The organism is Shinella sp. JR1-6 (assembly GCF_004284735.1).
Classification (GTDB): Bacteria; Pseudomonadota; Alphaproteobacteria; order Rhizobiales; family Rhizobiaceae; genus Shinella.
Genome location: NZ_SHMI01000006.1, coordinates 280217 through 306592 on the forward strand (window position 1 = coordinate 280217; position 26376 = coordinate 306592).

Sequence of the window (26376 nt, forward strand, 5' to 3'; positions counted from 1 at the left end):
AGCCTCTTACTTGAGGCCCCAGTACTTGGCGATGAGCTGGTCGAGCGTGCCGTCGTCCTTGATCGCCTTCAAGCCCTCGTTGAAGGCGGCGACATTCTCGTCACCCTTGCGGAAGACCAGGCCGAGCGGGTCGGATTCGAGGTCCTTGATGGAGGCGACAAGGTCACCGGCAAATTCGCGCTCATAGGCGGCGGCATTGGCGCCGTTGATCACCACGCCGTCGACGTCCTTGTTCTTGAGCGCGATAATCGCCGCGCTAAAGCTGTCATAGGCGACGACATTCTCCTTGCCGACCACGCCTTCGGCAACCTGCGCATCCGTCGTGTTGGCCTGGGCGGAAAGCTTCTTGCCGTCAGCCTTGAATTTTTCCAGCGTGATGCCCTGATCCTCGGCCCGCGTCAGCACGGCCTGACTGTTGACGATATAGGGGTCGGAGAAATCCATCGCCTTCTTGCGCTCGTCGGTGATGGAGACACCCGAGGCCACGAGGTCGAAGCTGCCCTGGTCAAGCGCAGCGAAGATACCGTCCCAGCCGGTCGTCACGAATTCGGCCTGGCAGTTGATCTTGGCGCAGATGGCGTTGACCACATCCACATCGAAGCCGACGATCTGGCCGGAGGCCGGATCGACGCTTTCCATCGGCGGCGACGTGGTGTCGGAACCAACCTTCAGAAGCTTGCCGCCAAGATCGGCTGCATGCGCAGCACCCGCCGCGAAGACGGCAAGCGCGAGTGTTGCAACGATTTTTTTCATCTCTTCCTCCTCAACCGTCGGCGCCCGCCATGCGCGGAAGGTGCTCGACAAATCCCCTGAACGGACCACGCGCCCATCCGCAGCACCTCCTGCCACACATGGACCTCATCCTCGCTCCGTAAAATTGGTAACAAGGAATATAAACGTTTTCAAGATAAAATATAAACGTTTTTATTTCCGCCTATGCATCGCGTGCGCCAAGATCAAAACAACGCTGGGCATTGTCGCCATCATGGCTTCCGGCCAAGCGGATCATCCCAAAACCGGCAGGCCGAGACCACAACGGAAGCTGTAAAACCGCACGAAAAAGAATCTGCTTGAATGTCGCGCAATGCCCTGAGAACCCGGGCTGGAGCGGGTAGCGGGAATCGAACCCGCGCGTTCAGCTTGGGAAGCTGACAGGCTACCATTACATCATACCCGCAAGGCAGCGCGACGGCGCAGTCATTCAACAGTTCGCCGGACGTGTCAAGCGAGGGTGCGGAGAAGCGTCGGCCAGCCGGCCGATTTCATGCTGCGCCGCGATGCCGGGCCGCTATCGCTCCAACCAGCCTGTGTTAGGGTGCCGCGGCGACCCGCCCACCGCGACAAGACAGGACACGATGATCAAGTTCAAGACCTCCACCGGAACCGTCTCGGTCGACAACTGGGGCTACGAATTGCAGGGGCTGAACGGCAATGCCCTCGACCCCACCCTGCTCGCTTCGGCAACGCACGACCTCCTGGTAATCGATGCCTCGCGCGACGGAACCGATGCCGGACGGTTTTCCGCCGACGACCTCACCCGGATGAAGGACGGCATGGGCGGGCGCTCCGTCGTCGTCTCCTATACCTCGATCGGCGAAGCCTCCGATTTCCGCGACTACTGGCGTGACGGCTGGACGACCACGGGCATCGCAACGGGCAAACTGACCGACAAGGCACCCGACTGGCTGGGACCGGTCAATCCGGACTGGCCGGAAAGCCGCAAGGTCCGCTACTGGGATAGCGACTGGCAGAAGATCATCTTCAACGACAAGAAGACCGGCGAGGTGGACGCCATCGTCAAGGCCGGCTTCGACGCGGCCTATCTCGATATCGTCGACGGCTATTATTTCTGGGGTGCGGAAGTCTCGGCCAAGGACCGCGAAGCGGGCGATCCGAAGACCGTCAAGCAGGCGGCGCAACGCATGGTGGATTTCATCGTCGCGCTGACAGACCACGCGCGCGAGACGAATCCCGATTTCTTCGTGATCCCGCAGAACGGCGCCTGGATCCTCAACGATCTCGGGTCCGACACTGCGCGCAAAAAAGCCTATCTCGACGCCATCGGCGGCATTGCGGTGGAGGACCTCTACTTTCGCGGCGACAAGGACGAGAACAATACGCTCCGTCCGGACGAGGAGACCATCGCGATCCTCAAACGCGATTTTCTCGACAAGGGCAAGCCGGTCTTCGTCGTCGATTACATCAACGGCGAAAAGCGGGTCGCCGACTTCAACAAACTGGCGCTGGAGGATGGCTTCATTCCCTTCGCCTCGCCCGATCGCGATCTCGACCGGCTGGTCGGCACCCATGACGGCGACCCGGCCTACATCAAACCCTCGGCGAAGGCCGATGTGCTGCGCGGCTCCAAGCTCGCAGACACGATCCATGCGCTGGCGGGCGACGACAGGATCGACGGCCGGACCGGAAACGACTCGCTCTATGGCGGTGCAGGCAGGGACACGCTGACGGGTGGGGCTGGCGCGGACCGGCTCAAGGGTGGTGCCGGGGCCGATATTTTCGTCTTCAAGTCCATCAAGGAGACGACGGTCGCCGCCTCCGGGCGCGATACCGTCCTCGATTTTTCCCGGAAGGACGGCGACAGGATCGACCTGAAGGCTATCGATGCCAACACGAAATCCGGCAGCGACCAGGCGTTTGCCTTCATCGGCGCGCAGGCGTTCCACAAGAAGGCGGGCGAGTTGCGCTATGAGGCGAAGGGCGGCGACACCTTTCTCTCCGGCGATGTTGATGGAGACGGCAAGGCGGACTTTTCCATCCGGTTCAATGCCACCCTCGCCTTCGCGAAGGGCGATTTCATCCTCTAACCCTTTGCCAGCCGGTCGTCCGAACGCTCGATCAGTTTCGGCATGATGAGGGTCTGCAGCGCCTCGGGCGCTTCGCCCTCCATGCGGCGCAGGATGTAGTTGCCGAGCATTTCGCTCGGCTCGTGGATCGGCAGGAAGTAGGTGGTGATCGGCGGCGCGAAATACTGGCTGACATTGAGGTCGTCGGTCGCGTTGATGACGGCATCGCGGCCGTGCACGAGGCCGCGCGCGTGGAAACCGGAAAAGGCGCCGAGGGCGGAGGCTTCGTTGGCGCAGATATAGGCGGTCGGCGGGTCCGCCAGCTCGGACATGTGCAGCACGTTCTCGCGGCCGAAGGCGGGGGTCAGGTGGCCGTGCGCGATGAGCGCGGGATCGAAGGCGAGGCCGGCGGTTTCCAGCGCCTGACGATAGGCTTGCAGGCGCGTCATCGCGTAGCTGAGTTCGGCCATCGGGTTGATCAGCGCAATGCGGCGGTGGCCGCGCTCGGCAAGACGCGCGACGGAGTGGCGGATCATCTGCTCGTTGTCGGCGTCGACATAGGCATGCGGCGCGTTGCGGATCGTCGTGCCGTAGGTGACGAAGGGGAAATCCGCATCCTGCATGATGCGCACGCGCGGGTCGTCGGCGCGAGTACCGGAGACGATGATGCCGTCGGCCTTCTTCAGCGAGACGATCTGCTGGATGGTCGCAAGGCTTTCTTCGAAATTGCGCACGGCATAGAGCGAGACGCGGTAGGGGCTTTCCTCCAGCGCCCAGGAGATACCGCTGAGAAGCTGGGCGTATTCGACGCCTTCCCATTCGTTCTGCTTGGGGCCGGGCGCGGTCATGATGGCGGCGACCTGGTAGGTCTTTCCGGTGCGCAGCTGCACGCCATGCATGTTGAGCTGATAACCGACGCGCTCGGCGGCGGCGACGACGATGGCGCGGGTTTCCGGCCGCACCTGCGGGCTGTCGTTCAGCGCCTTCGATACGGTGGCGATCGAAAGGCCCGTTTCCTGCGCGATGGTCTTGATCGTCGGTCTTTGCATCGCGTCTCGGCTCGCTACGGCTGGTCCTGGCTGAGGGAGGCGGCGAGGAGAATATAGGCGGCGGATGTCCAGGCGAACGCCCGGTCCCGCAAGCCCCTCCCCGACCGGGCATCGAAGTTCTCGGCCATACCGTTTTTGGAGGCAAGAGAACAGAACTTTTCCGCGATCGTCGTCGCAAGTTCCATTTCCCCTTGCCGGCGAAGGCCATCCCAGAGGAGCAGCGTCGTCGGCGCCCAGATGGGGCCGCGCCAATAGCCGTCGTCCTCGTAGAGTGGGCTTTTCGGGCTTTCCGTCGCCGGCCCCCATTCGGTGATGAAACCACCGTCCGTTAGCCGGGCAAGGAGTTTTTGTACGATCGCGCGCGGCAGGCGGTCGCCGAGGAGAAGCGGCATGAACTGGATGAGGTTCTGGTCGGGCAGCACGCGCTGCGGATCGTCGGCGAGCCGGGCGCAAAACGTTTCGCCGGTCCAGAGGGTTTTGATCAGCAGGTTTTTCAAACCTTCCGCCTTCGCCCGCCAGGCGGCGGCGCGGACAGGCTCGTCTTCCAGAAGGGTGGAGAGCGTGTCGCAGGCGAGGATCAGAAAGGTCGGCAGATCGGGAGAGACGACGGGGCCGCCTTCGGCGAAGAAGGTGGCGTTGTCCCAGCCGCTATCGTTGCCGTGGAAATAGCCCGGCAGGTTTCCTTCGCCGGCGCGGGCGTGGGTGAGCCAGTAGTCGACCTGTTTTCCGATTTTGTCCCTGAGATAGGTTTTGCGTTCGGGCGTCAGGAAGCCGGGATGTTCGGCCTCGATCAGCGAGACGGCCCAGCCGTGCACCGGCGGCTTGGTGAAGGCGAAGAGCACGTCGCGGTCGTTGATGTAATCGGGCAGCAAGCCGGAGGCATCCTGATGGTCGAAGATGACGGCGAGCTGGTCAAAGGCGAGGCTTGCATCGGCTCCCGCGACGCCGAGGGCGGAAAAGGCGTTGTCCCAGCTCCAGATGTTGATCATGTGGTTCTTGGACATGTAGATCGCCGGACGCGTCAGCACGCCGCCGGCCGGCACGCCATTCGCCCAGAGCAGGTAACTGGCGAGACGGTGCGCCTCCCCCTGCCCGGCGAGGGCTATTGGCATGCGCGTGCGCCAGCCGGCAAAATCCGCCGATGCGCCCGCCAGCGCATCCCCATAGCGCCCCGGATGCTCCGTGCACGGCACCGTGCGGAAGAAATCGACGCTGGCCTCGAAAGTGGTACCGGAGAAGGCGACGCTCACCTTTTCCGAATGATCCCTCTGCCAGGCGCCTGTGACGTCGAGCGTGCCCGTGACGACGCGCGGGATGAATTTGACGTTTTCGACGGCCGCGACGAGGCACGGTTCGCCCTGCGGCGTGCGGTAGACGTAATCGTAGCGTGAGCCTTCGAGGTGGAAGCGCACACCGGCCGCGACGCCGCTAACGTGTAGCCGCTCGCCCTCGCCGATGACGAAGCCGACTTCGCCTTTGCCGATCCGCGCGACAAGCTTTTCGGGCGCGAGTTCGAAGATCGGCGTCGCCGGGTTGCCGGCCGCATCGAAAAACGCCACCCGGCAGAGGCGGCCGAGCGAGGGACGCTCGTCGCCGCCAGTGACAAAGCGGAGGTAAAGGGCACGTTCACCCTCGCCACCCGGCACCGCCATCATCGACAGGGTGAGGAAACGGCCCTTCCGGCTGAACGGGATATGGTCGATGTCGAAGAGCATCGTCACCCCTTGACCGAGGAGCCGACGGCGCCGTCCATGATGTAGCGCTGCGCCAGGAAGAACAGGGCGAGCGGCGGCAGGCAGAGCACGACGGTGATCGCCGCGATCGATGTCACGTCCACCTCATGCAGGCCCTTGAACATGGAGAGGCCGAGGGTGAGCGTGTACATGGACTGGTCGTTTAGGAAGATCAGCGGGCCGAGATAGTCGTTCCAGGCATTCATGAAGTGGAACGTGCCGACCAACACCAGCGCCGGCATCATCAGCGGCAGGTGAATGCGCCAATAGATATCGAAGGCATTGGCCCCGTCCATGCGCGCGGCCTCGTCGATCTCGACCGGCACCGTCATGATGTACTGGCGCAGCAGGAAGACGAAGAAGGCATCGGCGAAATAGGCGGGCACGATGAGCGGCTTCAACGTGTTGATCCAGCCGAGCAGGTTGAACTCCATGTAGAGCGGGATCATCTTCACATCCCACGGGATCATCATGGTGGCGAGCAGCAGGATGAACAGCGGATCACGGCCGGGGAACCGGAAGCGCGCGAAACCGTAGGCGACGAGCGACGACGAGATGAGCTGGCCGATGGTGGAGAAGGTGACGACGATCAGCGAGTTCGTGAGGTACGTGCCAAAGGGCTGCTTGTTCCAGGCGATGAAGAAGTTTTCAAAGTGCCATTCGGAGGGCCAGAAGACCGGAGGGAACTGGTAAAGGTCCGCCTGACTTTTGACCGCCGTCATGAAGGTCCAGTAGAAGGGCGCGATGAACAGCGCCGACAGCAGGATCAGCGCGGAATAGAGCAGCGTCTTACGCATCGCGGTCGCCTCCCTTCACTTCGCCCTCGTAATAGACCCAGGCCGAGGACCAGCGCATGACGAGCAGGCTCAGCACCAGCACGATGAGGAACATCACCCAGGAGCCGGCGGCGGCATAGCCCATGTCGAAATACTTGAAGGCGTTGTCGTAGATATACATGGCGAAGAAATAGGTGGAGCCGAGCGGGCCGCCCTTGGTCATCAAAAGCGCGATCGTCAGTTGCTGGAAGGCGGCGATGATCGAGGTGATGAAGGTGAAGAGCAGCATGGGACCGAGCATCGGCAAAGTGATGAACAGCATCTGTGCCCAGCCCGGCACGCCGGAGACGGTCGCCGCCTCGTAAAGCTCCTTGGGAATGGCCTTCAGGCCCGTCAGCAGGATCAGCATGGTGCCGCCGAACCCCCAGAGGCTGGCGATGATGATGGCGACGATGGCAAGGCCGGGTTCGCCGAGCCAGTTCGGCCCGTCCACGCCGACGAGCGACAGCATGAAGTTCAGGAGACCATATTCGCGGCTGTAGATCCAGCTCCAAATCGTCACCAGCGCGACGCCGGAAATGACGCTCGGGAGATAAAAGGCCGTGCGGAAGAAGCCGCTGGCAAAATTCGCGTGATGCAGCATCAGCGCGACGAGGAAGGACATGACGATGTTGAAGGGCACGTAGATCGCGGCAAACTTCACCGTGATCCAGAGGCTTTCCCAGAATTGCGGGTCGTCGAACAGCATCGTCCGGTAGTTGTCGAAGCCGATGAAGGTGCGCTCGCCGACGACCGGCCAGTCATGAAAACTCATGGTGAGCGAGAAGAGCAGCGGGCCGAGGGTGAAAAACAGAAAACCCAGGATCCACGGGGAAATGAACAGATAGGCCGTCAGATGGCGCGAGAAGGCGGATCGCCGTTTCTGCACGACCTCGGGTACGGTTGTAGCAATGGTCACGTTTCACTCCCCTGGACTTCGCTTTGGAACGAAAAGGGCGCCTTCTGCCCCTTCTCCCGGTAGAGAGAAGGGGACAGCAAGGAGGCGGGATTACTTCAGGAAACGTTGCGAGCGCTTCACGGCGTCGTCGAGATGCGCCTTGGCGTTGCCCTGGTCGATCATCGTCGCCTCGATGGCGCGGGCGAGGTTGTCCTGCACCTTGCCCCAGTTCCGGTTCTTCAGGAAGGCGTGCGTCTCGGTGCTGGAAGTCGCGAGGATATCGAAGAACGGCTTGTAGACCGGGTCCTTGGTCATGCCCATCCCTTCCGCCACGCTGGTGCGGACCGGAAGGTCATTGGTGCGCATGGCGACCGCCTCCGGCGAGGAGAAGAACTTGACGAACTCCCAGGCAAGATCCGGCTGCTTGGCATCCTTCGCGATCGACATGGCCGAAACACCGAGCGCCGAATGGGCCGGCTTGTCGCCGAATTTTGGCAACGGCGCGACACCGTAGCTGAAGCCGGCGGAATCGATACCCGACTTCGACCACATGGCACTCTGGAACATGGCGATCTTGCCACCCTTGAAGAGCGTATCGCCGGACGTGTCGTCACCCACATGCAGCGTGGCAGCCTCTTCCTTCTTCGCCATGTCGCCGAACATGTCGAGCACCTGAACCGCCGCTTCGCTGTTCATGTTGCCATCGATCGTCTTGCCGTCGTCAGAGATGTACTTCGTGCCGTTCGACCAGAGGAACTGTTCGAAATCATAGGGATCCGGCTTCGCGTCGACCGCAAAGCCGTAGACCTTGTTCTCCTTGTTGCGGAACTTCGCCGCCTTGGCGCGCAGATCGTCCCAGGTCCAGCCGTCCTTCGGCTCTTCGACACCCGCCGCCTTGAACATGTCCTTGTTGTAGAACACGACCTGGGTCGTGAAACCCGCCGGCATGCCATAGGTCTTGCCCTCGACACGGGTCGTGTTCATCAGACCTTGCGGAATGTCGTCCGGCTTGATCTCGGCGGCGTCCCTGGCGATGAGATCGTCGAGCGGCATCAGCGACGTGTAGTATTGCGGGAAGTTCCACATATACATGACGTCGGGCGGGCTGCCCGCGCCAAAGGCGGCGACGAGCTTCTGGTCGTAGCCATCGGCATAGGGCTCAACCTGCACCTTCACGCCCGGATGCTTCTCCTCGAATTTCTTCGCGATGGCCTGCTGGATGGCAAGGCTCTCATCGGAATCCCAGGTCGCGAAGCGCAGCACGTCTTCAGCATGCGCCGACACGCTGCCCGCCAGCAGGAAGGCAGCCAGCGAACCGGCGATGACTATCGTGTTCTTCCTCATTCCATTTCCTCCTTTACCGGGTCAGGCGACCCGCTTCCCCTTTTCGTTGACGATGAGCGCCTCGGTCTCCGCATCGAGGCGGCGGTGCACTGCCCGGCCTTCCGCGTCGAACAGGTAGCAATGCTGCGGCGGCAGGCAGAGATGGACCGTTTCGCCGTTGGCGACCGGATGCGTGCCGCGCACCACCGCCGTCATGTCGCGGCCGTCCTCGAGGCTCAGATGGACGTGGCTTTCCGTACCGAGCCGCTCGACGAGGCGCACAGTGCCGGCAAGCTCCCCTTCACTGGCCGGGACGATCTCGATCCTGTCCGGCCGGATGCCGAGCGTGACCTTGCCGGCAATCGCCGGGGTGGCGTCGGCTTCGAAGACGACCGGCTGCTTCAGGCCGCCGCCCGACAGCGTGATGTGCGTGCCTTCCTGCCCCGCGACCTCCGCCTCCACGAAATTCATGCGCGGCGAGCCGATGAAGCCGGCGACGAAGAGGTTGGCGGGCTGGTAGAACAGCTCCAGAGGCGTGCCGAACTGGCTGACCTTGCCCTTGTCGAGCACGACGACACGATCGGAGAGCGTCATCGCCTCGACCTGGTCATGCGTCACATAGATCATCGTTGCGCCGAGACGGGCATGCAGCGCGGCAAGCTCGACGCGCATGGTGACGCGCAGGCCCGCATCGAGGTTCGACAGCGGCTCGTCGAGCAGGAAGAGTTTCGGCTCGCGCACGATGGCGCGACCGATGGCGACACGCTGGCGCTGACCGCCGGAGAGCTGGCGCGGCTTGCGGGCCAGCAGCTCCTTGATGCGAAGGATATCCGCGGCGCCTTCGACGCGGCGGTCGATCTCGTCACGCTTCATGCCGTTCAGCGCGAGACCGAAGGAGAGGTTTTTCCGCACGTTCATATGCGGGTAGAGCGCATAATTCTGGAAAACCATGGCGATGTCGCGCTTGGCGGAAGGCACATGGGTGATATCGCGCTCGCCGAGGCGGATGGTGCCGCCATCCAGCTCCTCGAGACCGGCAATGGAGCGCAGCAACGTGCTCTTGCCGCAGCCCGAGGGGCCGAGGAAACAGACGAATTCACCATCGGCGATTTCAAGGTCGATACCCTTCAGCACCTCCAGAGCGCCAAAACCTTTTCGGAGATTTTCGATGCGGATCGATGCCAACGGCGTCCTCCCTGTCGGCGAAACGTCCGGGCTCCCCAGCCCTTGTTAAACGTTTATATCATAATAAAAACGTTTAACTTAATTTGTAAAGTAGAAAATGAAATGCGCGAAACACCCTGCCGGACCGATGGTCACGGCAGGGGGCCGGCCACGATACGACCGGCGCAAGCTCTTGTGAAAGCGGCGTTATCCGACGCGGAAATGCTTCGACAGCTTCAGGCCCTGCGCCTGATAGTTGGAGCCGAGGCCGGAACCGTAGAGACCTTCCGGTGCACCGAGCATGTGCTCGTAGACGAGGCGGCCGACGATCTGACCGTGCTCCAGGATGAAGGGCACTTCATGGCTGCGCACTTCCAAGACGGCGCGGCTGCCGGAGCCGCCCGCCGGGGCATGACCGAAGCCGGGATCGAAGAAGCCGGCATAATGGACGCGGAATTCGCCGACGAGCGGATCGAAGGGGGTCATTTCGGCGGCATAGAGCGGCGGGACATGAACGGCCTCGCGGGAGACGAGGATATAGAACTCGTCGGGATCGAGGATCAGTTCGTTGCGGCCGCGGCTGAACAGCGGCTCCCAGAAATCGAAGATGTCATGCTGGTTCTTGCGGTCGACATCGACGACGGACGTGTGGTGCTTGCCGCGATAGCCGATGAGCCCGTCCGGGCCGGTGCCCTTGAGGTCGATGGAAAGCGCGATGCCGCCGCCGGAGACGTTCGGCGTCTCGCTGGCGACAAGCGTGTCCGTGCTGTGGAGGGCGAGCAGCTCGCTTTCACCGAGCAGGGCATTGCCCTTGCGAAAGCGAACCTGCGACAGACGCGAACCGCGACGCACGACGATGGGGAAGGTGCGTGGCGAGATTTCGAGATAGAGCGGGCCGGAATAGCCGGCTGGAATCTTGTCGAATTCCTGCGCGCGATCGGTGATGACGCGGGTGAAGATGTCGAGGCGGCCGGTGGAGCTCTTCGGATTGGCGGAAGCCGCCAGTTCCGCCGGCAGGTCGAGGCTTTCCATCAGCGGCACGATATAGACGCAACCCGTCTCCAGCACCGCGCCGTCGGTGAGGTCGATGACGTGCAGCTTCAGCCGGTCGAGCTTGTCGGCAACGAGGTGGGACGGCCCCGGCAGGAAACTCGCCCGGACGCGAAAAGCCCTTGCGCCGAGCCGCAGGTCGAGACTTGCAGGCTGGATCTGGTCGTCATCCAGCGCAGCCTCGCTCTTCAGCCGGCCACTTTCGAACAAGCCGCGAATGGCGCTGTCCGCCAGAATGCCCGTGCTGCGCGTTGCAGAACCACTCATCGTCATACCGTCCCGTCACAGCAGCGGGCCAGATGCTCCGGCCGCCTGCTTTTCGTATCGTTTCTTCCGAAAGCCGATGCCCACGTTTCGGAACAATACCCGGAAGGCCCGCACAAAACCAAATGCCGCCAATTGACGCAAGCGCGGGGGCGCAGTATTAGCAGATTATCCCGTGGTGATTTGGCCGGCCGGCTTGCAGCCACGTAAAACAAGTAGCTAAAAAGGCCGGGTTCGAAACCGGCCTGCTTTTGCGGCCGGTTTTTTTGTTTGAAGGCGACGATCACATGAGCAAGTCCTGGCGCCCGGCCACCCAACTCGTTCACGGCGGAACCACCCGTTCCCAGCACGGTGAAACCGCAGAAGCAATCTTCCTCACGCAAGGCTTCGTCTACGACACCTCGGCGGCGGCCGAAGCCCGCTTCAAGGGCGAAACCGACGGTTTCATCTACGCCCGCTACGGCAGCCCGACCAACGACATGTTCGAAAAGCGCATGTGCATGCTGGAAGGCGCCGAAGATGCGCGCGCCACCGCGTCAGGCATGGCCGCCGTTACCGCCGCAATCCTCTGCCAGCTCAAGGCCGGTGACCATATCGTGGCCGCCCGTGCGCTCTTCGGTTCCTGCCGCTGGGTGGTCGAGACGCTCGCGCCGAAATACGGCATCGAATGCACGCTGGTCGACGGCCGCGACCTTTCCAACTGGGAAAAGGCCATCCAGAAGAACACCAAGGTGTTCTTCCTCGAAAGCCCGACCAACCCGACGCTCGAAGTGATCGACATTGCGGGCGTCGCCAAACTCGCCAACCAGATCGGCGCCAAGGTCGTGGTCGACAACGTCTTTGCGACACCGCTCTTCCAGAAGCCGCTGGAGCTCGGCGCGCATGTCGTCGTCTATTCGGCCACCAAGCATATCGACGGCCAGGGCCGCTGCCTTGGCGGCGTGGTGCTTTCGGACAAGCAGTGGATCGACGAGAACCTGCACGACTACTTCCGCCACACGGGCCCGGCCATGTCGCCGTTCAATGCCTGGACGCTTCTGAAGGGCATCGAAACGCTGCCGCTTCGCGTCAAGCAGCAAACCGAGAATGCGAGCCGCATCGCGGACTTCCTCGCCGACCAGAGCCAGGTCGCCCGCGTGATCTATCCGGGCCGCAAGGACCATCCGCAGGCCGACATCATTGCCAAGCAGATGGCGGGCGGCTCGACGCTCGTCTGCTTCGAGTTGAAGGGCGGCAAGGACGCGGCCTTCGCACTGCAGGACGCGCTGGAGGTCGTAAAGATCTCCAACAATCTTGGCGACGCCAAGAGCCTCATCACCCATCCGGCGACGACGACGCACAAGAACCTCACCGACGAGGCGCGCGCCGAGCTCGGCATTTCGGCCGGCACGGTGCGCCTTTCGGCGGGTATCGAGGACAGCGAAGACCTGCTCGAGGATTTCGCGCGGGCACTTTCCAGGGTCAAGGCCTGAGCCCTTCGCCAGAGCGATGGACAAATACGGAAGCACCGGCCGAGGAGGCCGGTGCTTTCTCTGCTTATCCTTGACGAAACCACATTCGTGTAGAATAGCAGAAGCTAATCAGTTCAAGGCTTGCCTATGTATCGTGCGCTGACCCGCGACATCGAAGTGACCGTAGAGCCGTATTACCTGGCCGACCAGTCCGACCCCGACGACAGCCGCTATGTGTGGGGATACCGGGTGGTCATCGCAAACCATTCCGACGTCGCCGTCAGGCTGATGACACGCTACTGGCACATTACCGACCAGAACGGCCAGGTCGATGAAGTGAACGGCCCCGGCGTCATCGGCGAGCAGCCGGTGCTGCGCCCCGGCGACACTTACGAGTACTCTTCCGGCTGCCCGCTCGAAACGCCCTCGGGCATCATGTTCGGCCGCTACCGTATGGAGGCGGAGAACGGCGAAGCCTTCGACGTCGCCATTCCCGCCTTTTCACTGGATACGCCAGGGCAGGCGCGTACCCTCAACTGAGGGCGGAGAAAATCCCCCTACTGCGGCAGGACTTCCGCCGCCTCGAAGCGGTAGGTCGTCGAGCAGAACTCACAGGTGACCGCGATCTCGCCCTTGTCGTCGGCGGTATGCGCGATTTCCTCGGCACTGAGACCGGCCAGAACACCCTTCAGCTTCTCGCGCGAGCAAGAGCAGCGATCGAAGACCTGCTGCGGCTGGTAGACGCGCACGCCCCGCTCGTGGAAAAGGCGGAACAGCAGCCGTTCGGTGCCGACATTGGGATCTGTCAGCTCGTCTGCGTCGATCGTTTCGACCATGGCCTTGGCTTCAGCCCAGTTGTCGTCATCGGCGATCTTGTGCCCGGCCTCCTCGCCGTCGCCGCCCGGAAGATCGGCCTGGCGCATGCGCTCCGGCGCCTGAGGCAGGAACTGCGCGACCATGCCGCCCGCTCGCCAGCGATGGCGCGCCTTGCCGGCGGCATCGCGGTCGTAGAGTTCGGCAACGCCGAGGCGCACCTTGGTCGGAATCTGCTCCGACTGGCGGAAGTAGACGCCGGCGATCTCCTCCAGCGTATGTCCGTCGAGCGGCACGATGCCCTGGTAGCGCTGGGTATGCGCGCCCTGGTCGATGGTGAAGGCGAGAATACCCTTGCCGAGAAGCTCGTGCGGCTCCGTTGCACCGGCGGCAATCGCAGCGTCAAGCGCCGCCTGGTCGAAGCGGGCGTAGGCGCGGACATTTTCCGGAGCAGAGAAATCGGCCACCAGCAGATCGACAGGGCCGTCGCCCTTCGTCTGGACGATCAGCTTGCCCTCGAATTTCAGCGAGGTGCCGAGCAGCACGGTGAGCGTGATCGCCTCGGCAAGCAGCCGGGCGACGGGCGCGGGATAGTCGTGCCGACCGAGAATGCCGTCGAGCATCGGGCCAAGCTGCACGGCGCGGCCGCGCACATCAAGGCCATCCACCTGGAACGGCAGGACATGGTCATCGCCGGTAAAACCGGGTTCACCGAGTTTCAGGGCATTTTCAGCCATCATCATCATTCTGCTCCTTGCACGCTTCGGCCCCGCCGAGGCCATGGGCCCGGCCTGCTGCCGACAGGCGTTCTACCGTGATATCGCACTCGCTCTTGCCCGATCATTCCACACCGGGCAGGCATGCGCCAGAGAAAGCGCCTCGCGACGCTCCGTGATGGCCCCTAGATCGTGCCGCTGGCGGCATTTTTCAAGATGAGCGTCAGACGACGCCGAAGCACCAGGCGAGGATCGACTTCTGCGCATGGAGGCGGTTTTCCGCCTCGTCGAAGACCACGGACTGCGGGCCGTCGATCACCTCGTCGGTCACCTCTTCGCCGCGATGGGCGGGCAGGCAGTGCATGAAGAGCGCATCCTTGCCGGCGCGCTCCATCAGCTGCTTGTTGACCTGGTAGGGCTGGAAGATGTTGTGGCCACGGGCGCGATGCTCCTGGTTCATCGACACCCAGCAGTCGGTGACGACGAGATCGACACCGTCGACGATCGCCTCGGGATCATGGCCGAGCAGGATGTCGCCGCCATTGTCGCGCGCCCAGTTCAGGATCTTGTCGTCCGGCTCGGAGCCCATCGGCACGGCCATCTTCATCTTGTAGCCGAAGCGGGCGGAACCCTCGACAAAGGAATGCAGCACATTGTTGCCGTCGCCCGTCCAGGCGAAGGTCTTGCCCTTGGTGGAGCCGCGATGCTCCTCGAAGGTCATGAGGTCGGCCATGATCTGGCAGGGATGCGTCATGTCCGTCAGCGCGTTGATGACGGGTACCGTGGCGTGTTCGGCAAGCTCCAGCATGCGTGCATGGTCCGTCGTGCGGATCATGATGGCATCGACATAGCGCGACAGGACCTTCGCCGTGTCGCCGATCGTCTCGGCGCGGCCAAGCTGCATTTCCGTACCCGACAAGAACAGCGTCTCGCCGCCGAGCTGACGCATGCCGACGTCGAAGGAGACGCGGGTTCGCGTGGAGGGCTTCTCGAAGATCATCGCAAGCATCTTGCCGGCAAGCGGCTTGGCTTCCGTGCCAGCCTTGCTGGCAGCCTTGCGCGTGTGCGCATCGTCCATGATGACGCGAAGATCGCTTTCCGAAACGGCGGAAAGATCGAGAAAATGCTTGGCCATGATATGTCCTGTCTGTCCCGGGATCCTTTTGTGGCTGCAGCGCCCCTGGCGCGCCATCACGACGCACGGCGCTGCAGGCCTATGCGGCCTTGGCAGCCGTGAGTTTTTCCGCAGCGCGCTCGATGCGGGCAAGCCCCTCGCGCGCTTCCTCCGCGGTCACGGTCAACGGCGGCAGCAGCCGCAGCACATTGTCGCCGGCCGGCACGGCAAGCAGGTTTTCCGCCCGCACGCCCTTCAGGAGATCGGCGACCGGGATTTTTGCCTTGATGCCGAGCATCAGTCCCTCGCCGCGGACATCCTCGATGACATCGGGGAAGCGATCCTTCAGCGCGGCCAGCCCCTGGCGGAAGACGAGCGCGACATCACGCACATGCTCGAGGAAGCCGTCTTCCAGCACCACGTCCAACACGGCGTTGCCGACGGCCATGGCAAGCGGGTTGCCGCCATAGGTAGAGCCGTGCGTACCGGCAACCATGCCGGCCGCCGCCTCGTTCGTGGCAAGGCAGGCACCGAGCGGGAAACCGCCGCCGATACCCTTGGCAATCGCCATGATGTCAGGCGCGACCCCTGCCCATTCGTGAGCGAAGAGCCGCCCCGTGCGACCGACGCCGGTCTGCACCTCATCGAGGATGAGCAGCAGGCCGTATTCGTCACAGAGCTGGCGCAGCTCCTGCATGAACTCCTTCGACACCGGGCGCAGCCCGCCCTCGCCCTGCACCGGCTCGATCAGGATACCGGCCGTTTCCTCGGTGATCGCGTCCTTGACGGCCGTGATGTCGCCGAAGGGGACCTTGAGAAAGCCCGGCGCCTTGGGGCCGAAGCCCTCGATGTATTTTTCCTGACCGCCGGCGGCGATCGTCGCGATCGTGCGCCCGTGGAAGGCACCCTCGAAGGTGATGATGTGGTACTTGCCGGGATGGCCCTTGGCAAAATGGTAGCGCCGGGCGGTCTTGATCGCACATTCCAGCGCCTCTGCACCTGAATTGGTGAAGAACACCTTGTCGGCGAACGTGGCCTGCGTCAGCCGGCTGCCGAGGCTTTCCTGGCCCGGAACCTCATAGAGGTTCGACAGGTGCCAGACCTTGTCGGCCTGCTCCTTCAGCGCGGCGACGAGATGAGGATGCGCATGGCCGAGCGAGTTGACGGCAACACCGGCGGCAAAATCGAGATATCGCTCGCCATCTTCGGTGGTCAGCCACACGCCCTCCCCGCGCGTGAACCGGAGCGGCGCACGCATGTAGGTTTCATAGAGCGGCGCGACATCGGCCATGCGTGGATCCTCCGAAAAGAGATGCGGAAAAACAGAAATGCAGCTTGACTTTTCCAAGCCTCAGAAAAACCAAAAGCCGCCTTTCGGCGGCATGCCGCACTATCAGCATTTCATATTGGGATGTCAACAAAATCGCACCCGAAATGGCGCTGAACATCCCGCAAGGTGAGGATTCGCGACGCGCATGGAAGGTGTCTCTATCGAGTCACACCCGACCAGCAAGTTGGGGAAAACTCCGAAATCGATTCGCCCGGATTCCGGCGACTCTTGTCACAGAGTCCACCGGTCTCTAGGTTAAAGACCAATTACTAGACTGCATGCGGCGGAACTAGTCAGCAAGAGAGTTAGGGCGTTCAGGTTCCGGACCCGTCCGGAGCACGACGAGGGATTCCCGCATCCTGAACGCCGAGCGGAGACAAAAACATGAACTGGACAGACGAGCGCGTCGAGAAACTCAAGAAGCTCTGGAGCGAGGGCCTGAGCGCGAGCCAGATCGCGGCGCAGCTCGGCGGCGTCAGCCGCAATGCCGTCATCGGCAAGGTGCACCGGCTGAATCTGCCCGGCCGCGCCAAGGCCGGCGGCACCCAGACCGCGACACGCGCCAAGCGTCCGGCTCCGGCGACGCCGCGTCCGTCGAACTTCGCTGCCCGTCCCGTCGCCGCCCGTCCGGTCGCCCGTCCGGCCGGCAACGCCATTGTCAAGGAAGAGATCGACGCCGATTTCGAAATGCAGGCCGAGACCCTTCCGGTTCCGGCCAACCGCAACAACGTGGTCGTGCCGATGTCGCGTCGTCTCGAGCTGACCCAGCTCACCGAGCGCACCTGCAAGTGGCCGATCGGAGACCCGCTCAACGACGACTTCCACTTCTGCGGCAACGAGTCCCCCGACAATTCGCCCTACTGCACCTACCACCAGCGCCTCGCCTACCAGCCCTCGGCCGAGCGCCGCCGGATGCGATAACATCTACCACGGCAGAAAATGCGATGCGGACCCGAAAGGGTCCGTTTTCGTTTGAGATGGTGGTGCCTCTACTATTCCCCCAAAACGCAAACAGGCCCCTGAGGGCCCATTTCCGTCCTTGGGAGGAATTCCGCTCGCTCAGGTTTCCAGCGAATAGCCGGCGCCGCGGACCGTGCGGATGACGTCCTGCATGTTGGCGAAGTTGAGCGCCTTCCGCAGACGCCCGACATGCACGTCGACGGTGCGCTCGTCGACATAAATGTCATGGCCCCAGACCCCGTCGAGAAGCTGCGAGCGTGAGAAGACGCGGCCGGGCGAGGTCATCAGGAACTCCAGAAGGCGGAACTCCGTCGGGCCAAGGCGGACCTCGCGGGTGCGACGATGGACGCGGTGCGTCTCGCGGTCGAGCTCGATGTCGCCGCAGCGCAGCACCGTCGAGACAACCTCGGGCTTGGCACGGCGCAGCATCGCCCGCACGCGGGCAACCAGTTCCGGCGTCGAGAAGGGCTTGACGACATAGTCGTCCGCACCGGTGGCAAGCCCGCGCACGCGCTCGCTCTCCTCGCCGCGCGCCGTCAGCATGATGATCGGCAGGCGTTCGGTTTCCGGGCGCTGGCGCAGGCGTCGGCACAGCTCGATGCCGGAAACGCCCGGGAGCATCCAGTCGAGGATGAGGAGATCCGGCATGCGCTCCTGCAAGCGCATCTCGGCCTCGTCACCGTTCAGGATCGTATCGACCTCGAAACCTTCCGCTTCCAGATTGTAACGGAGGAGAACACTCAGGGCCTCCTCGTCTTCCACGACGGCAATTCTGGGCACCATGGAGTTGAACCTTGCTCTTTACTCGGACGCGTCGGCGACATCGGCCGCGACGACGGAGGTCGAGGTATCGTCCTTCGGACGCTCACCTTCCGGCTGCGAGCCTGTTGCCATGTAGTAGATGGTTTCGGCGATGTTGGTCGCGTGGTCGCCGATGCGCTCGATGTTCTTGGCGCAGAACAGGAGATGCGTGCAGGGTGTGATGTTGCGCGGGTCTTCCATCATGTAGGTCAGGAGTTCGCGGAACAGCGAGGTATAGATCGCATCGATCTCGTCGTCGCGCTCGCGGATCGCCTTGGCCTTCTCGATCGAGCGGGTGGCATAGACGTCGAGCACTTCCTTGAGCTGCATCAGCGCGAGCTCGGCGAGATGCTCCAGGCCGCGGGCGAGCTTGCGGGGCATGCCCGAGCTCTGGACGGCGATGACGCGCTTGGCGGTGTTCTTTCCGAGATCGCCGACGCGCTCCAGTTCGGCCGCGATACGGATCGCGCCCATGATTTCGCGCAGGTCCGCCGCCATCGGCTGGCGCTTGGCGATGGTGACGATCGCCTTGTCGTTGATCTGGCGCTCTGCCGTATCGAGGATGACGTCCTCGGAGATCACCTTCTGGGCCAGCGCCGCGTCGGTCGTGACGAGGGCGCGGACGGAATCGGCGACCATCTGCTCGGCGGTGCCGCCCATTTCGGAGATGCGGCGGGAGAGGTATTTCAGTTCTTCGTCGTAGATGGAGACGATGTGGCTCGATGACATGGCTCAGTCCTTAATGCGCTCGGGTTCCAGGGATGCTCGGCGACGAAGGCGTCAGCCGAAGCGGCCCATGATGTAGTCCTGCGTGCGCTGGTCATCCGGGTTGGTGAACATCTTGTCGGTGTCGTTCTCCTCGACGAGGTTGCCGAGGTGGAACATGGCGGTGCGCTGCGAGACGCGGGCCGCCTGCTGCATCGAGTGCGTCACGATGACGATGGTGAAGTTCGCGCGCAGTTCATGGATCAGTTCCTCGACCTTGGCGGTCGCGATCGGGTCGAGCGCCGAGCAGGGCTCGTCCATGAGGATGACTTCCGGGCTGACGGCGACGGCGCGGGCGATGCACAGGCGCTGCTGCTGGCCGCCGGAAAGGCCCGTGCCGCCTTCATGCAGACGATCCTTCACCTCGTTCCACAGGCCGGCCTTCTGAAGGCTCTGCTCGACGATGGCGTCCATGTCGGCCTTCCCCTTGGCGAGACCGTGGATACGCGGGCCATAAGCGACATTCTCGTAGATCGACTTCGGGAACGGGTTCGGCTTCTGGAAGACCATGCCGACGCGGGCACGCAGCTCCACGACGTCGATGTTCGGATCGTAGATATCGTCCGTATCGAGCGTGATGCGGCCGGTGACGCGGCAACCGTCGATCGTGTCGTTCATGCGGTTCAGCGTGCGCAGGAAGGTCGACTTGCCGCAGCCCGACGGGCCGATAAGGGCGGTCACCGTGTTTTCGCGAACATTGAGGTTCACATCGTAGAGGGCGCGCTTCTCGCCGTAGTAGACCGAGACGTCCTTGCCGATCATCTTGTAGGAAATGTCGTTCATTTTCTTGTCCAGCGCTTTCTCGACTGCTGCTTCTGACATCATGTTCATATGACCGGTCCTTCTACCAGCGCCGTTCGAAACGGCGGCGCAACAGGATGGCGCCAACATTCATGAGGATGAGGAAGATGAGGAGCACGATGATGGCTCCGGAGGTGCGCTCGACGAAGGCGCGTTCCGCCTCGTTGGCCCACATGTAGATCTGCACCGGAAGCGCCGTCGCAGGGTCCATCGGCGTTGCCGGAACATCGGCGACGAAGGCGACCATGCCGATGAGAAGCAGCGGGGCGGTTTCACCGAGTGCGTGAGCAAGACCGATGATCGTGCCCGTCAGGATGCCGGGCATCGCGAGCGGCAGGACATGGTGGAACACGGTCTGCATCTTCGAGGCACCGAGGCCAAGCGCAGCCGAGCGGATCGATGGCGGCACGGCTTTCAGCGCGGCACGGGTCGCGATGATGATCGTCGGCAGCGTCATGAGGGTCAGCACCAGGCCGCCGACGAGGGCCGCCGAGCGCGGGAAGCCCGCGAAGTTGACGAAGACAGCAAGGCCGAGAAGACCGTAGACGATGGACGGTACGGCGGCGAGGTTGTTGATGTTCACCTCGATAAGGTCCGTGAACCGGTTCTTCGGAGCGAACTCCTCCAGATAGATCGAGGCAGCGACACCGATCGGCAGGGAGAGCACGAGCACGATCAGCATCATGTAGAGCGAGCCGATCGCTGCGACGCCAACGCCGGCAGCCTCCGGACGGCTCGATGCGCCATTGGTGAAGAGGCCGGTGTTGAAGTGCTTGGCGAGCGCGCCGCTTTCGGCGAGCGTGTTCATCCAGCCGACCTGCTTGTCGGAGACCTTGCGGTTCGTTTCCGGCACGGCGAGGTCGATCTGGCCCTTGAAGGCGGAGTCGAGGTCACCATGGGCAAGGAACGTCACGGTCTTCGTCGTGCCGATGATCGCGGGATCGGCGGTGACGAGATCGCGCAACTGCACGCGGACGCTGTCCGAAATCATACCGTTGACCGCCTTCAGGCCGGCCCGGTCCTTTTCGTCGACGCCCAGCACCTTGGCGAGCGCATTGCGGGCAACGATCGGGTAGTTCGCCGTAACCAGCTTCTGCGGGTTGGTGGCACGCTCGTTGTTCTTGTCGATGACCTGTTCGGAGAACTCGACCGGAATGGTGATCATCGTCTGCTGGAACGCGGTGTAGCCCTTGGAGACGACCGAAAACAGCAGGAGGAACAGGAAGAGCAGACCGAAGGCAATCGCAGCCATGCCGTAGAGGCGGAAGCGGCGTTCGGCGGCATAGCGGCGACCAAGGCCGATATCGCGGCGTTCGGGTTTGGCGGCAACGCCGAGGGCGGCCATCGAAGGGCTCGTGGAGACCTGGCTCATTCGTACTGCTCCCGGTATTTGCGCACGATGTAGAGGGCGTAGATGTTAAGGCAGAGCGTGATGACGAAGAGCGTGATGCCGAGCGCGAAGGCCACGAGCGTCTGAGGCGAGGTGAATTCGAGGTCGCCCGTCAGCTGGTTGACGATCTTGACCGTCACCGTCGTCATCGGTTCGAAGGGGTTGAGCTGCATGCGGGCGGCAACACCGGCGGCAAGCACCACGATCATGGTTTCGCCGACGGCACGCGAGGCGGTCATCAGCAGCGCGCCGACGATGCCCGGCAGGGCGGCCGGCAGGATGACGCGCTTGATGGTCTCCGACCACGTCGCGCCGAGGCCGAGCGAACCATCACGCAGGGCGCGCGGAACGGCGGTGATGATATCGTCCGACAGCGAGGAGACATAGGGGATCAGCATGATGCCCATGACGATGCCGGCGGTCAGCACGCTCTGCGCCTGGATGAAGTTGGCATAGTTGCCGGTGACGAGGCCGTTCAGCTGGGCGGAGATGTCGCGCAGGAACGGGCCGACCGTGATGAGGGCAAAGAAGCCGTACACGATGGTCGGGATGCCGGCGAGCACTTCGAGCAGCGGCTTGGCGATCGAACGGACCGTGCGCGAGGCGTATTCCGACATGTAGATGGCGGCGAAGAGACCGACCGGCACAGCGACGAGCATGGCGACGAAGCCGATGTAAAGCGTGCCGGCAAGCAGCGGGATCAGGCCGAACTGACCGGAGGAATCCGTGGCTCCGGCAGCAGCGAAACGCGGATCCCAGGTCGTACCGAAGAAGAATTCCCAGGCCGAAACCATGTTGAAGAAGCTGATCGCCTCCGTCGCCATCGAGGCAACGATGCCGACTGTCGTCAGGATCGCGATCGACGAAGCAACGATGAGGCCGACCAGCATGACGCCTTCGACGCGGTTGCGGGCGCGGAACTTCGGCGCGATCGCGCGGTAGGCGAAAGCGCCGCCGGCAAGTGCGGCAACCACGACCAGGATCGACAGGAAGGTGCTGCTTGCCGTCGTCATGCGGTTGAGATCGTCGGCAGCCGTCAGCATGTAGGGCGCAGGATCCGCGGCGAGCGGCACGCCCTTGCTGCCGAGCACCTGGCGGGCGGCGGCACCGTCCTTGAACAGCGCATCGCGCTCCTCGGCGGAGAGCAGCTTGAAGCCGCGGGCGATGGCACCGATCATGTTGTAGTTGAGGTTCTGCGTCGCCTGCGGCTCGGCCTTCACCTCATCGGGAAAGCCGGCGCGAACCGTCGAGCCGATATAGATCGGGCTCGCGATGATCCAGACCAGCAGGAGGGCGATGGCCGGAAGCATGGACCAGATGGCGACGAAGGAGCCGTAGTAACCCGGCCGGGAATGAAGATTGGAAAGCTTGCCGCCGGCAAGCGCGTTGGCGCGCCAGCTGCCAATAAGATAGCCCACCACGCCAATCACGGCGACGACGAGCAGAAGAAGGGAAATACTCATTGAGGAAATTCTCCCGGCGAGACCACCCGCCCCGACCTTTCGACAGACGCGGGCAAAACCGCCCGAAAGAGAGCGACCGGCGCAATCTCTCCTGAGAGAAACCGCGCCGGCCGAAGCCAATTACATGATCTTGCCGTCGACGAAGGCCTTGCGGATTTCTTCGCGCTCGGCATCCGGAGCGGCGACGAGGCCGTATTCAGCCAGCGGGGAGTCCGGGCCGATCATGTCGTCGCTCGTGAAGAACTCGACATATTCCTTCAGGCCCGGGATGACGCCGAGATGCGCCTTCTTGACGTAGAAGAACAACGGACGGGAAACCGGGTATTCGCCGGAAGCGATCGTCTCGGTCGACGGAACGATGCCGCTGACGGTGGCAACCTTCAGCTTGTCGGCGTTGTTTTCGTAGAAGGACAGGCCGAACACGCCGATACCGGACTTGTTGGCGGCGATACGGGCGAGCGTTTCCGTGTAGTCGCCGTCGATGTCGACAGCCAGACCGTCCTTGCGAACGGCGACGCACTTGGAATGCTGTTCCTTTTCATCGGCAACGGCAGCCTTGATGACGTCCTGGGCGCCCGAGTCCTTGCAGCCCTTGGCGAGGATCTTCTCTTCGAAGACTTCGCGGGTGCCGTGCTTTTCGCCCGGGATGTAGGCGGCGATTTCGGCGTCCGGCAGGTCCTTGTTGACTTCCGACCACTTCTTGTAGGGGTTGGCAACAAGCTTGCCGTCGACGACGACTTCGGCGGCGAGCGCCTGGTAGAGATCCTTCGGCTCGAGCTTCAGGTCGGCATTGCCGCTGTCGGTGGCGAAGACGATGCCGTCATAGCCGATCTTGACTTCCTGGATCTCGGTCACGCCGGCCGCCTTGCAGGCCTCAACTTCGCTGTCCTTGATCGGGCGCGAGGAGTTGGCGATGTCGATGGTGTTCGGGCCGACGCCCTTGCAGAATTCCTTCAGACCGCCCGAGGAGCCGCCGGATTCGACGATCGGGGTCTTGAAGTCGGGGAAGGTCTCGCCGAACGTCTCGGCGACAATCTTGGCATAGGGAAGAACGGTGGAGGAGCCGGCGATCTGGACCTGGTCGCGCGCAACGGCAACGCCTGCGAATGCGGCGGAGGCAACAAGCGCCGCAACAGTGAGCTTAAGAGATTTCATCTGGGTTCTCCCGAAGAGGACATGTGTGGTGCGCTGTTCTGCGCTCTCTGCCGTTGACCGGCGGCTCTTCTCTAGCCCCCGTTCGCCCTCTCTTTTATGTCAGTTTGACGAAACATTTGTGACAAATCAAGCAATTGAAATTGCTTGTCTATTTTTATCGATACGACGAAAGCGTCGCCCTTTGTGTCAGAACTTGACGGTAAAGACCGTGCCCTTGCCCACCTCGGACTTCACCACGAGACGTGCCCGGTGGCGGGTGAGGATGTGCTTGACGATGGCCAGACCGAGGCCTGTGCCCTTCTTGGACCGGCTCGCTTCCACGTTGACCCGGTAGAAACGTTCGGTGATGCGCGGCACGTGTTCCGGGGGGATGCCGGGGCCGAAATCGGTGACAGAGAGCTCGACCGGGACATCGCCGCCACCGGACAGAACCACGTCGACCCGCTTGCCTTCCTGGCCGTACTTGCAGGCATTCTCGATGAGGTTTTCAAAAACCTCGACCAGCTCGTCGCGCTCACCCGGCACGGTGACGGGATGTTTGGGCAGGTCCAGCACGACCTCAACGCCGAGGTCGGAGGCGAGCGGCTGCAGGCTGTCGCGCACATGGCCGAGCAGCGGCACGAGATCGACGGTCTGGTCCGGCGTCAGGTTCGAGCGCAGTTCAAGGCGGGAGAGCGACAGCAGATCGTCGACAAGGCGGCTCATGCGCGTCGCCTGTTCGTGCATGATGCCGAGGAAGCGTTCATGCGCCTTCACGTCGTTCTTGGCCGGCCCCTGCAGGGTCTCGATGAAGCCGCGCAGCGAGGCGAGCGGCGTGCGCAACTCGTGGCTGGCATTGGCGACGAAATCGGAACGCATGCGATCGATGCGACGCGCCTGCGAGACATCCCGAAAGGTCAGCAGCCAGAGGGGTTCGTTCATCCGTTCGGCAAGCGGCGCAATGCGCACGACATAGACAGTCTCCGACGGCAGGCGCTCGGCGTGCTCGGTCTCGCGCGGCTGGCCGCTGGCGATCGCGTCACGCACCATGTCGAGAATACCGGGGGCGCGGATGCGGCCGGCGAGGTCGCTACCCAGCGGAATGGCGCCGAAGATCGCCTCGGCCGCACGGTTCTGCAGCTTGACTGTCTCCCGACCCGAAAGCAGCAGGGCGGGCGCATCGAGCGCGCCAAGGACCGCTGCGATGGCGGAAAGATCGTCCGCGGGCGGTACGACGACCTGAACCTCCGGCACCGGTACCGTGGAGGCCGCCATGGTCCGGCCACCGGTCTCCACCATGCGCCGCTCCGTGCGCAGCAGGCCGGCGATGACGAGCAGGAGGACGGCGAAGGACACCCAGCCGAGATGCAGGCCCGCAAGCCACATCATGAAGCCGACGAAGACGGCCGAGGCGATCAGCACCCGTTCGCCCCACAGTTGCGCCGCCAGCCAGCCGAGACCCGTCCGCTGATCCGTCACCGCCACCCATTCCCTCGCAAGCATCCTATCCTCCGCAGCCTCCATCGATTCTCCATGGATAGCGCGGCTTCATGACATGTTTTTCACGGTGCGCTTGAATTCGCAATCCGGTTGTGACCACCTTCTGCGACGCGGCATGCGCCGCACCTCGATTTGAAGGAGTGGACGATGGCGGAAAATGCCGAAAGCCGGGCCGTGGAACTGGATATCGACGGCAAGAAGCGGATCTTCGATATCGACGACCCGAACCTTCCTGACTGGATCGACAAAAAGGCCTTCGGCTCCGACGACTACCCTTACGAAAAGAAGCTCGACGACGACGAATACGAGGAAACACTCGAACAGCTCCAGATCGAGCTGGTCAAGGTACAGTTCTGGCAGCAGAAGACCGGCAAACGCATCATGGCGGTCTTCGAGGGACGCGACGCGGCGGGCAAGGGCGGCGCGATCCATGCCACCATGTCCAACATGAACCCGCGTTCGGCCCGCATCGTCGCGCTGACCAAGCCGACCGAAACCGAGCGTGGCCAATGGTATTTCCAGCGCTATGTCGCGACCTTCCCGACGGCGGGCGAGTTCGTGCTGTTCGACCGCTCCTGGTACAACCGCGCCGGCGTCGAGCCGGTCATGGGCTTCTGCACGCCGGAGCAGTACGAAAAATTCCTCAAGGCGACACCGCGCTTCGAGAAGATGATCGTCTCCGACGATATCCAGCTCTTCAAGTTCTGGCTCAATATCGGCCGAGAAATGCAGCTGAAGCGCTTCCACGACCGCCGGCACGATCCGCTCAAGGTCTGGAAGCTCTCGCCGATGGACATCGCCGCGCTCAACAAGTGGGATGACTACACCGAAAAGCGCGACCGCATGCTGAAGGAAACCCATACGGACCAGGCACCCTGGACGGTGGTGCGCGGCAACGACAAGCGCCGCGCTCGCCTCAACCTCATCCGCCACATCCTCACGACGCTCGATTACGAGGGCAAGGACGAGAAGGCGATCGGCGAGATCGACAAGAAGATCGTCGGCGCGGGGCCGGGCTTCGTCAAATAGACAGCAGCC

The 26376-nt window shown here is 62.9% G+C and carries 23 protein-coding genes, 1 tRNA gene and 1 riboswitch; of the genes, 5 read left to right on the forward strand and 19 right to left on the reverse strand.

The window, feature by feature from the left end:
- Window positions 1–6: 6 nt before the first annotated feature.
- Complete coding sequence (locus EXZ48_RS13640) at window positions 7–753, reverse strand: transporter substrate-binding domain-containing protein (RefSeq protein WP_130516439.1); 747 nt, start codon at window positions 751–753, stop codon at window positions 7–9.
- Between the two features lie 350 nt (window positions 754–1103).
- A tRNA-Gly gene (locus tag EXZ48_RS13645) sits at window positions 1104–1177 on the reverse strand.
- Between the two features lie 178 nt (window positions 1178–1355).
- On the opposite strand from EXZ48_RS13645, the gene EXZ48_RS35895 reads away from it, so the two are divergent.
- Window positions 1356–2825, forward strand: coding sequence for an MJ1477/TM1410 family putative glycoside hydrolase (locus tag EXZ48_RS35895; protein ID WP_305850405.1), 1470 nt, complete (start codon window positions 1356–1358; stop codon window positions 2823–2825).
- On the opposite strand, the gene EXZ48_RS13655 is transcribed toward EXZ48_RS35895, so the two are convergent.
- From EXZ48_RS13655 to EXZ48_RS13685, 7 genes are all read right to left on the reverse strand, one after another.
- Window positions 2822–3853, reverse strand: a complete 1032-nt coding sequence (locus tag EXZ48_RS13655; protein ID WP_130516443.1) for a LacI family DNA-binding transcriptional regulator — start codon at window positions 3851–3853, stop codon at window positions 2822–2824. The two genes, EXZ48_RS35895 and EXZ48_RS13655, sit on opposite strands and share 4 nt — an antisense overlap.
- A gap of 14 nt (window positions 3854–3867) precedes the next feature.
- Window positions 3868–5568 carry an amylo-alpha-1,6-glucosidase gene (locus EXZ48_RS13660; RefSeq protein ID WP_130516446.1) on the reverse strand — a complete coding sequence of 567 codons (1701 nt, stop codon included), beginning with the start codon at window positions 5566–5568 and terminating at the stop codon, window positions 3868–3870.
- A gap of 2 nt (window positions 5569–5570) precedes the next feature.
- Entirely contained in the window at window positions 5571–6383 is an 813-nt protein-coding gene (locus tag EXZ48_RS13665) for a carbohydrate ABC transporter permease (protein WP_024270204.1), read from the reverse strand.
- A complete protein-coding gene (locus EXZ48_RS13670; RefSeq protein ID WP_130516448.1) occupies window positions 6376–7320 on the reverse strand; it encodes a carbohydrate ABC transporter permease in 945 nt (314 codons plus the stop codon). The genes EXZ48_RS13665 and EXZ48_RS13670 overlap by 8 nt, the downstream gene beginning before the upstream one ends.
- 90 nt (window positions 7321–7410) lie before the next feature.
- A complete protein-coding gene (locus EXZ48_RS13675) occupies window positions 7411–8643 on the reverse strand; it encodes a sugar ABC transporter substrate-binding protein (protein ID WP_130516450.1) in 1233 nt (410 codons plus the stop codon).
- A 21-nt stretch (window positions 8644–8664) separates the two neighbouring features.
- Window positions 8665–9807: an ABC transporter ATP-binding protein gene (locus tag EXZ48_RS13680; RefSeq protein ID WP_130516452.1), complete on the reverse strand. Its 1143-nt coding sequence runs from the start codon at window positions 9805–9807 to the stop codon at window positions 8665–8667.
- A gap of 186 nt (window positions 9808–9993) precedes the next feature.
- The gene (locus EXZ48_RS13685) at window positions 9994–11103 is read right to left on the reverse strand and encodes a 2'-deoxycytidine 5'-triphosphate deaminase (RefSeq protein WP_130516454.1); all 1110 of its coding nucleotides are present in this window, start codon (window positions 11101–11103) and stop codon (window positions 9994–9996) included.
- A 162-nt stretch (window positions 11104–11265) separates the two neighbouring features.
- Window positions 11266–11344: riboswitch (SAM riboswitch) on the forward strand.
- Window positions 11345–11387: 43 nt separating this feature from the next.
- Between EXZ48_RS13685 and EXZ48_RS13690 the strand changes: the two genes are divergently transcribed.
- Together EXZ48_RS13690 and apaG are read left to right on the forward strand one after the other, a co-directional pair.
- Window positions 11388–12572, forward strand: a complete 1185-nt coding sequence (locus tag EXZ48_RS13690; protein WP_130516456.1) for an O-succinylhomoserine sulfhydrylase — start codon at window positions 11388–11390, stop codon at window positions 12570–12572.
- A 126-nt stretch (window positions 12573–12698) separates the two neighbouring features.
- On the forward strand, window positions 12699–13091 hold the full coding sequence (gene apaG / locus EXZ48_RS13695; RefSeq protein ID WP_023516605.1) for a Co2+/Mg2+ efflux protein ApaG: 393 nt from the start codon (window positions 12699–12701) through the stop codon (window positions 13089–13091).
- Window positions 13092–13108: 17 nt separating this feature from the next.
- Here the strand turns inward: apaG and EXZ48_RS13700 are convergent, their stop codons facing one another.
- The 3 genes from EXZ48_RS13700 to EXZ48_RS13710 all read right to left on the reverse strand — a co-directional run bounded on the left by EXZ48_RS13700 (window position 13109) and on the right by EXZ48_RS13710 (window position 16485).
- A complete protein-coding gene (locus tag EXZ48_RS13700; protein WP_037405932.1) occupies window positions 13109–14101 on the reverse strand; it encodes an Hsp33 family molecular chaperone in 993 nt (330 codons plus the stop codon).
- 202 nt (window positions 14102–14303) lie between these two features.
- Window positions 14304–15215 carry an ornithine carbamoyltransferase gene (gene argF / locus EXZ48_RS13705; protein ID WP_130516458.1) on the reverse strand — a complete coding sequence of 304 codons (912 nt, stop codon included), beginning with the start codon at window positions 15213–15215 and terminating at the stop codon, window positions 14304–14306.
- A gap of 79 nt (window positions 15216–15294) precedes the next feature.
- Window positions 15295–16485, reverse strand: coding sequence for an aspartate aminotransferase family protein (locus tag EXZ48_RS13710; protein WP_023517494.1), 1191 nt, complete (start codon window positions 16483–16485; stop codon window positions 15295–15297).
- Between the two features lie 423 nt (window positions 16486–16908).
- Between EXZ48_RS13710 and EXZ48_RS13715 the strand changes: the two genes are divergently transcribed.
- Complete coding sequence (locus tag EXZ48_RS13715; RefSeq protein ID WP_023511853.1) at window positions 16909–17445, forward strand: GcrA family cell cycle regulator; 537 nt, start codon at window positions 16909–16911, stop codon at window positions 17443–17445.
- 138 nt (window positions 17446–17583) lie between these two features.
- Here the strand turns inward: EXZ48_RS13715 and phoB are convergent, their stop codons facing one another.
- The 7 genes from phoB to phoR form a co-directional block, all read right to left on the reverse strand.
- Complete coding sequence (gene phoB, locus EXZ48_RS13720) at window positions 17584–18267, reverse strand: phosphate regulon transcriptional regulator PhoB (RefSeq protein ID WP_023511852.1); 684 nt, start codon at window positions 18265–18267, stop codon at window positions 17584–17586.
- 18 nt (window positions 18268–18285) lie between these two features.
- A complete protein-coding gene (gene phoU / locus EXZ48_RS13725) occupies window positions 18286–19014 on the reverse strand; it encodes a phosphate signaling complex protein PhoU (RefSeq protein ID WP_024270208.1) in 729 nt (242 codons plus the stop codon).
- A 51-nt stretch (window positions 19015–19065) separates the two neighbouring features.
- Complete coding sequence (gene pstB / locus EXZ48_RS13730) at window positions 19066–19881, reverse strand: phosphate ABC transporter ATP-binding protein PstB (protein ID WP_024270209.1); 816 nt, start codon at window positions 19879–19881, stop codon at window positions 19066–19068.
- A gap of 13 nt (window positions 19882–19894) precedes the next feature.
- The gene (gene pstA / locus EXZ48_RS13735) at window positions 19895–21223 is read right to left on the reverse strand and encodes a phosphate ABC transporter permease PstA (protein WP_023512170.1); all 1329 of its coding nucleotides are present in this window, start codon (window positions 21221–21223) and stop codon (window positions 19895–19897) included.
- Complete coding sequence (pstC, locus tag EXZ48_RS13740; RefSeq protein WP_130516460.1) at window positions 21220–22704, reverse strand: phosphate ABC transporter permease subunit PstC; 1485 nt, start codon at window positions 22702–22704, stop codon at window positions 21220–21222. Before pstC ends, pstA begins: the two co-directional genes overlap by 4 nt.
- Window positions 22705–22824: 120 nt before the next feature.
- Window positions 22825–23859 (reverse strand): substrate-binding domain-containing protein, encoded by a 1035-nt coding sequence (locus EXZ48_RS13745; RefSeq protein ID WP_023512172.1) that lies wholly within the window; start codon window positions 23857–23859, stop codon window positions 22825–22827.
- Window positions 23860–24045: 186 nt separating this feature from the next.
- Window positions 24046–25341 carry a phosphate regulon sensor histidine kinase PhoR gene (gene phoR / locus EXZ48_RS13750; RefSeq protein ID WP_130516462.1) on the reverse strand — a complete coding sequence of 432 codons (1296 nt, stop codon included), beginning with the start codon at window positions 25339–25341 and terminating at the stop codon, window positions 24046–24048.
- Window positions 25342–25485: 144 nt separating this feature from the next.
- Between phoR and ppk2 the strand changes: the two genes are divergently transcribed.
- Window positions 25486–26367, forward strand: coding sequence for a polyphosphate kinase 2 (gene ppk2, locus EXZ48_RS13755; RefSeq protein WP_023512174.1), 882 nt, complete (start codon window positions 25486–25488; stop codon window positions 26365–26367).
- The last annotated feature ends 9 nt before the right edge of the window (window positions 26368–26376 follow it).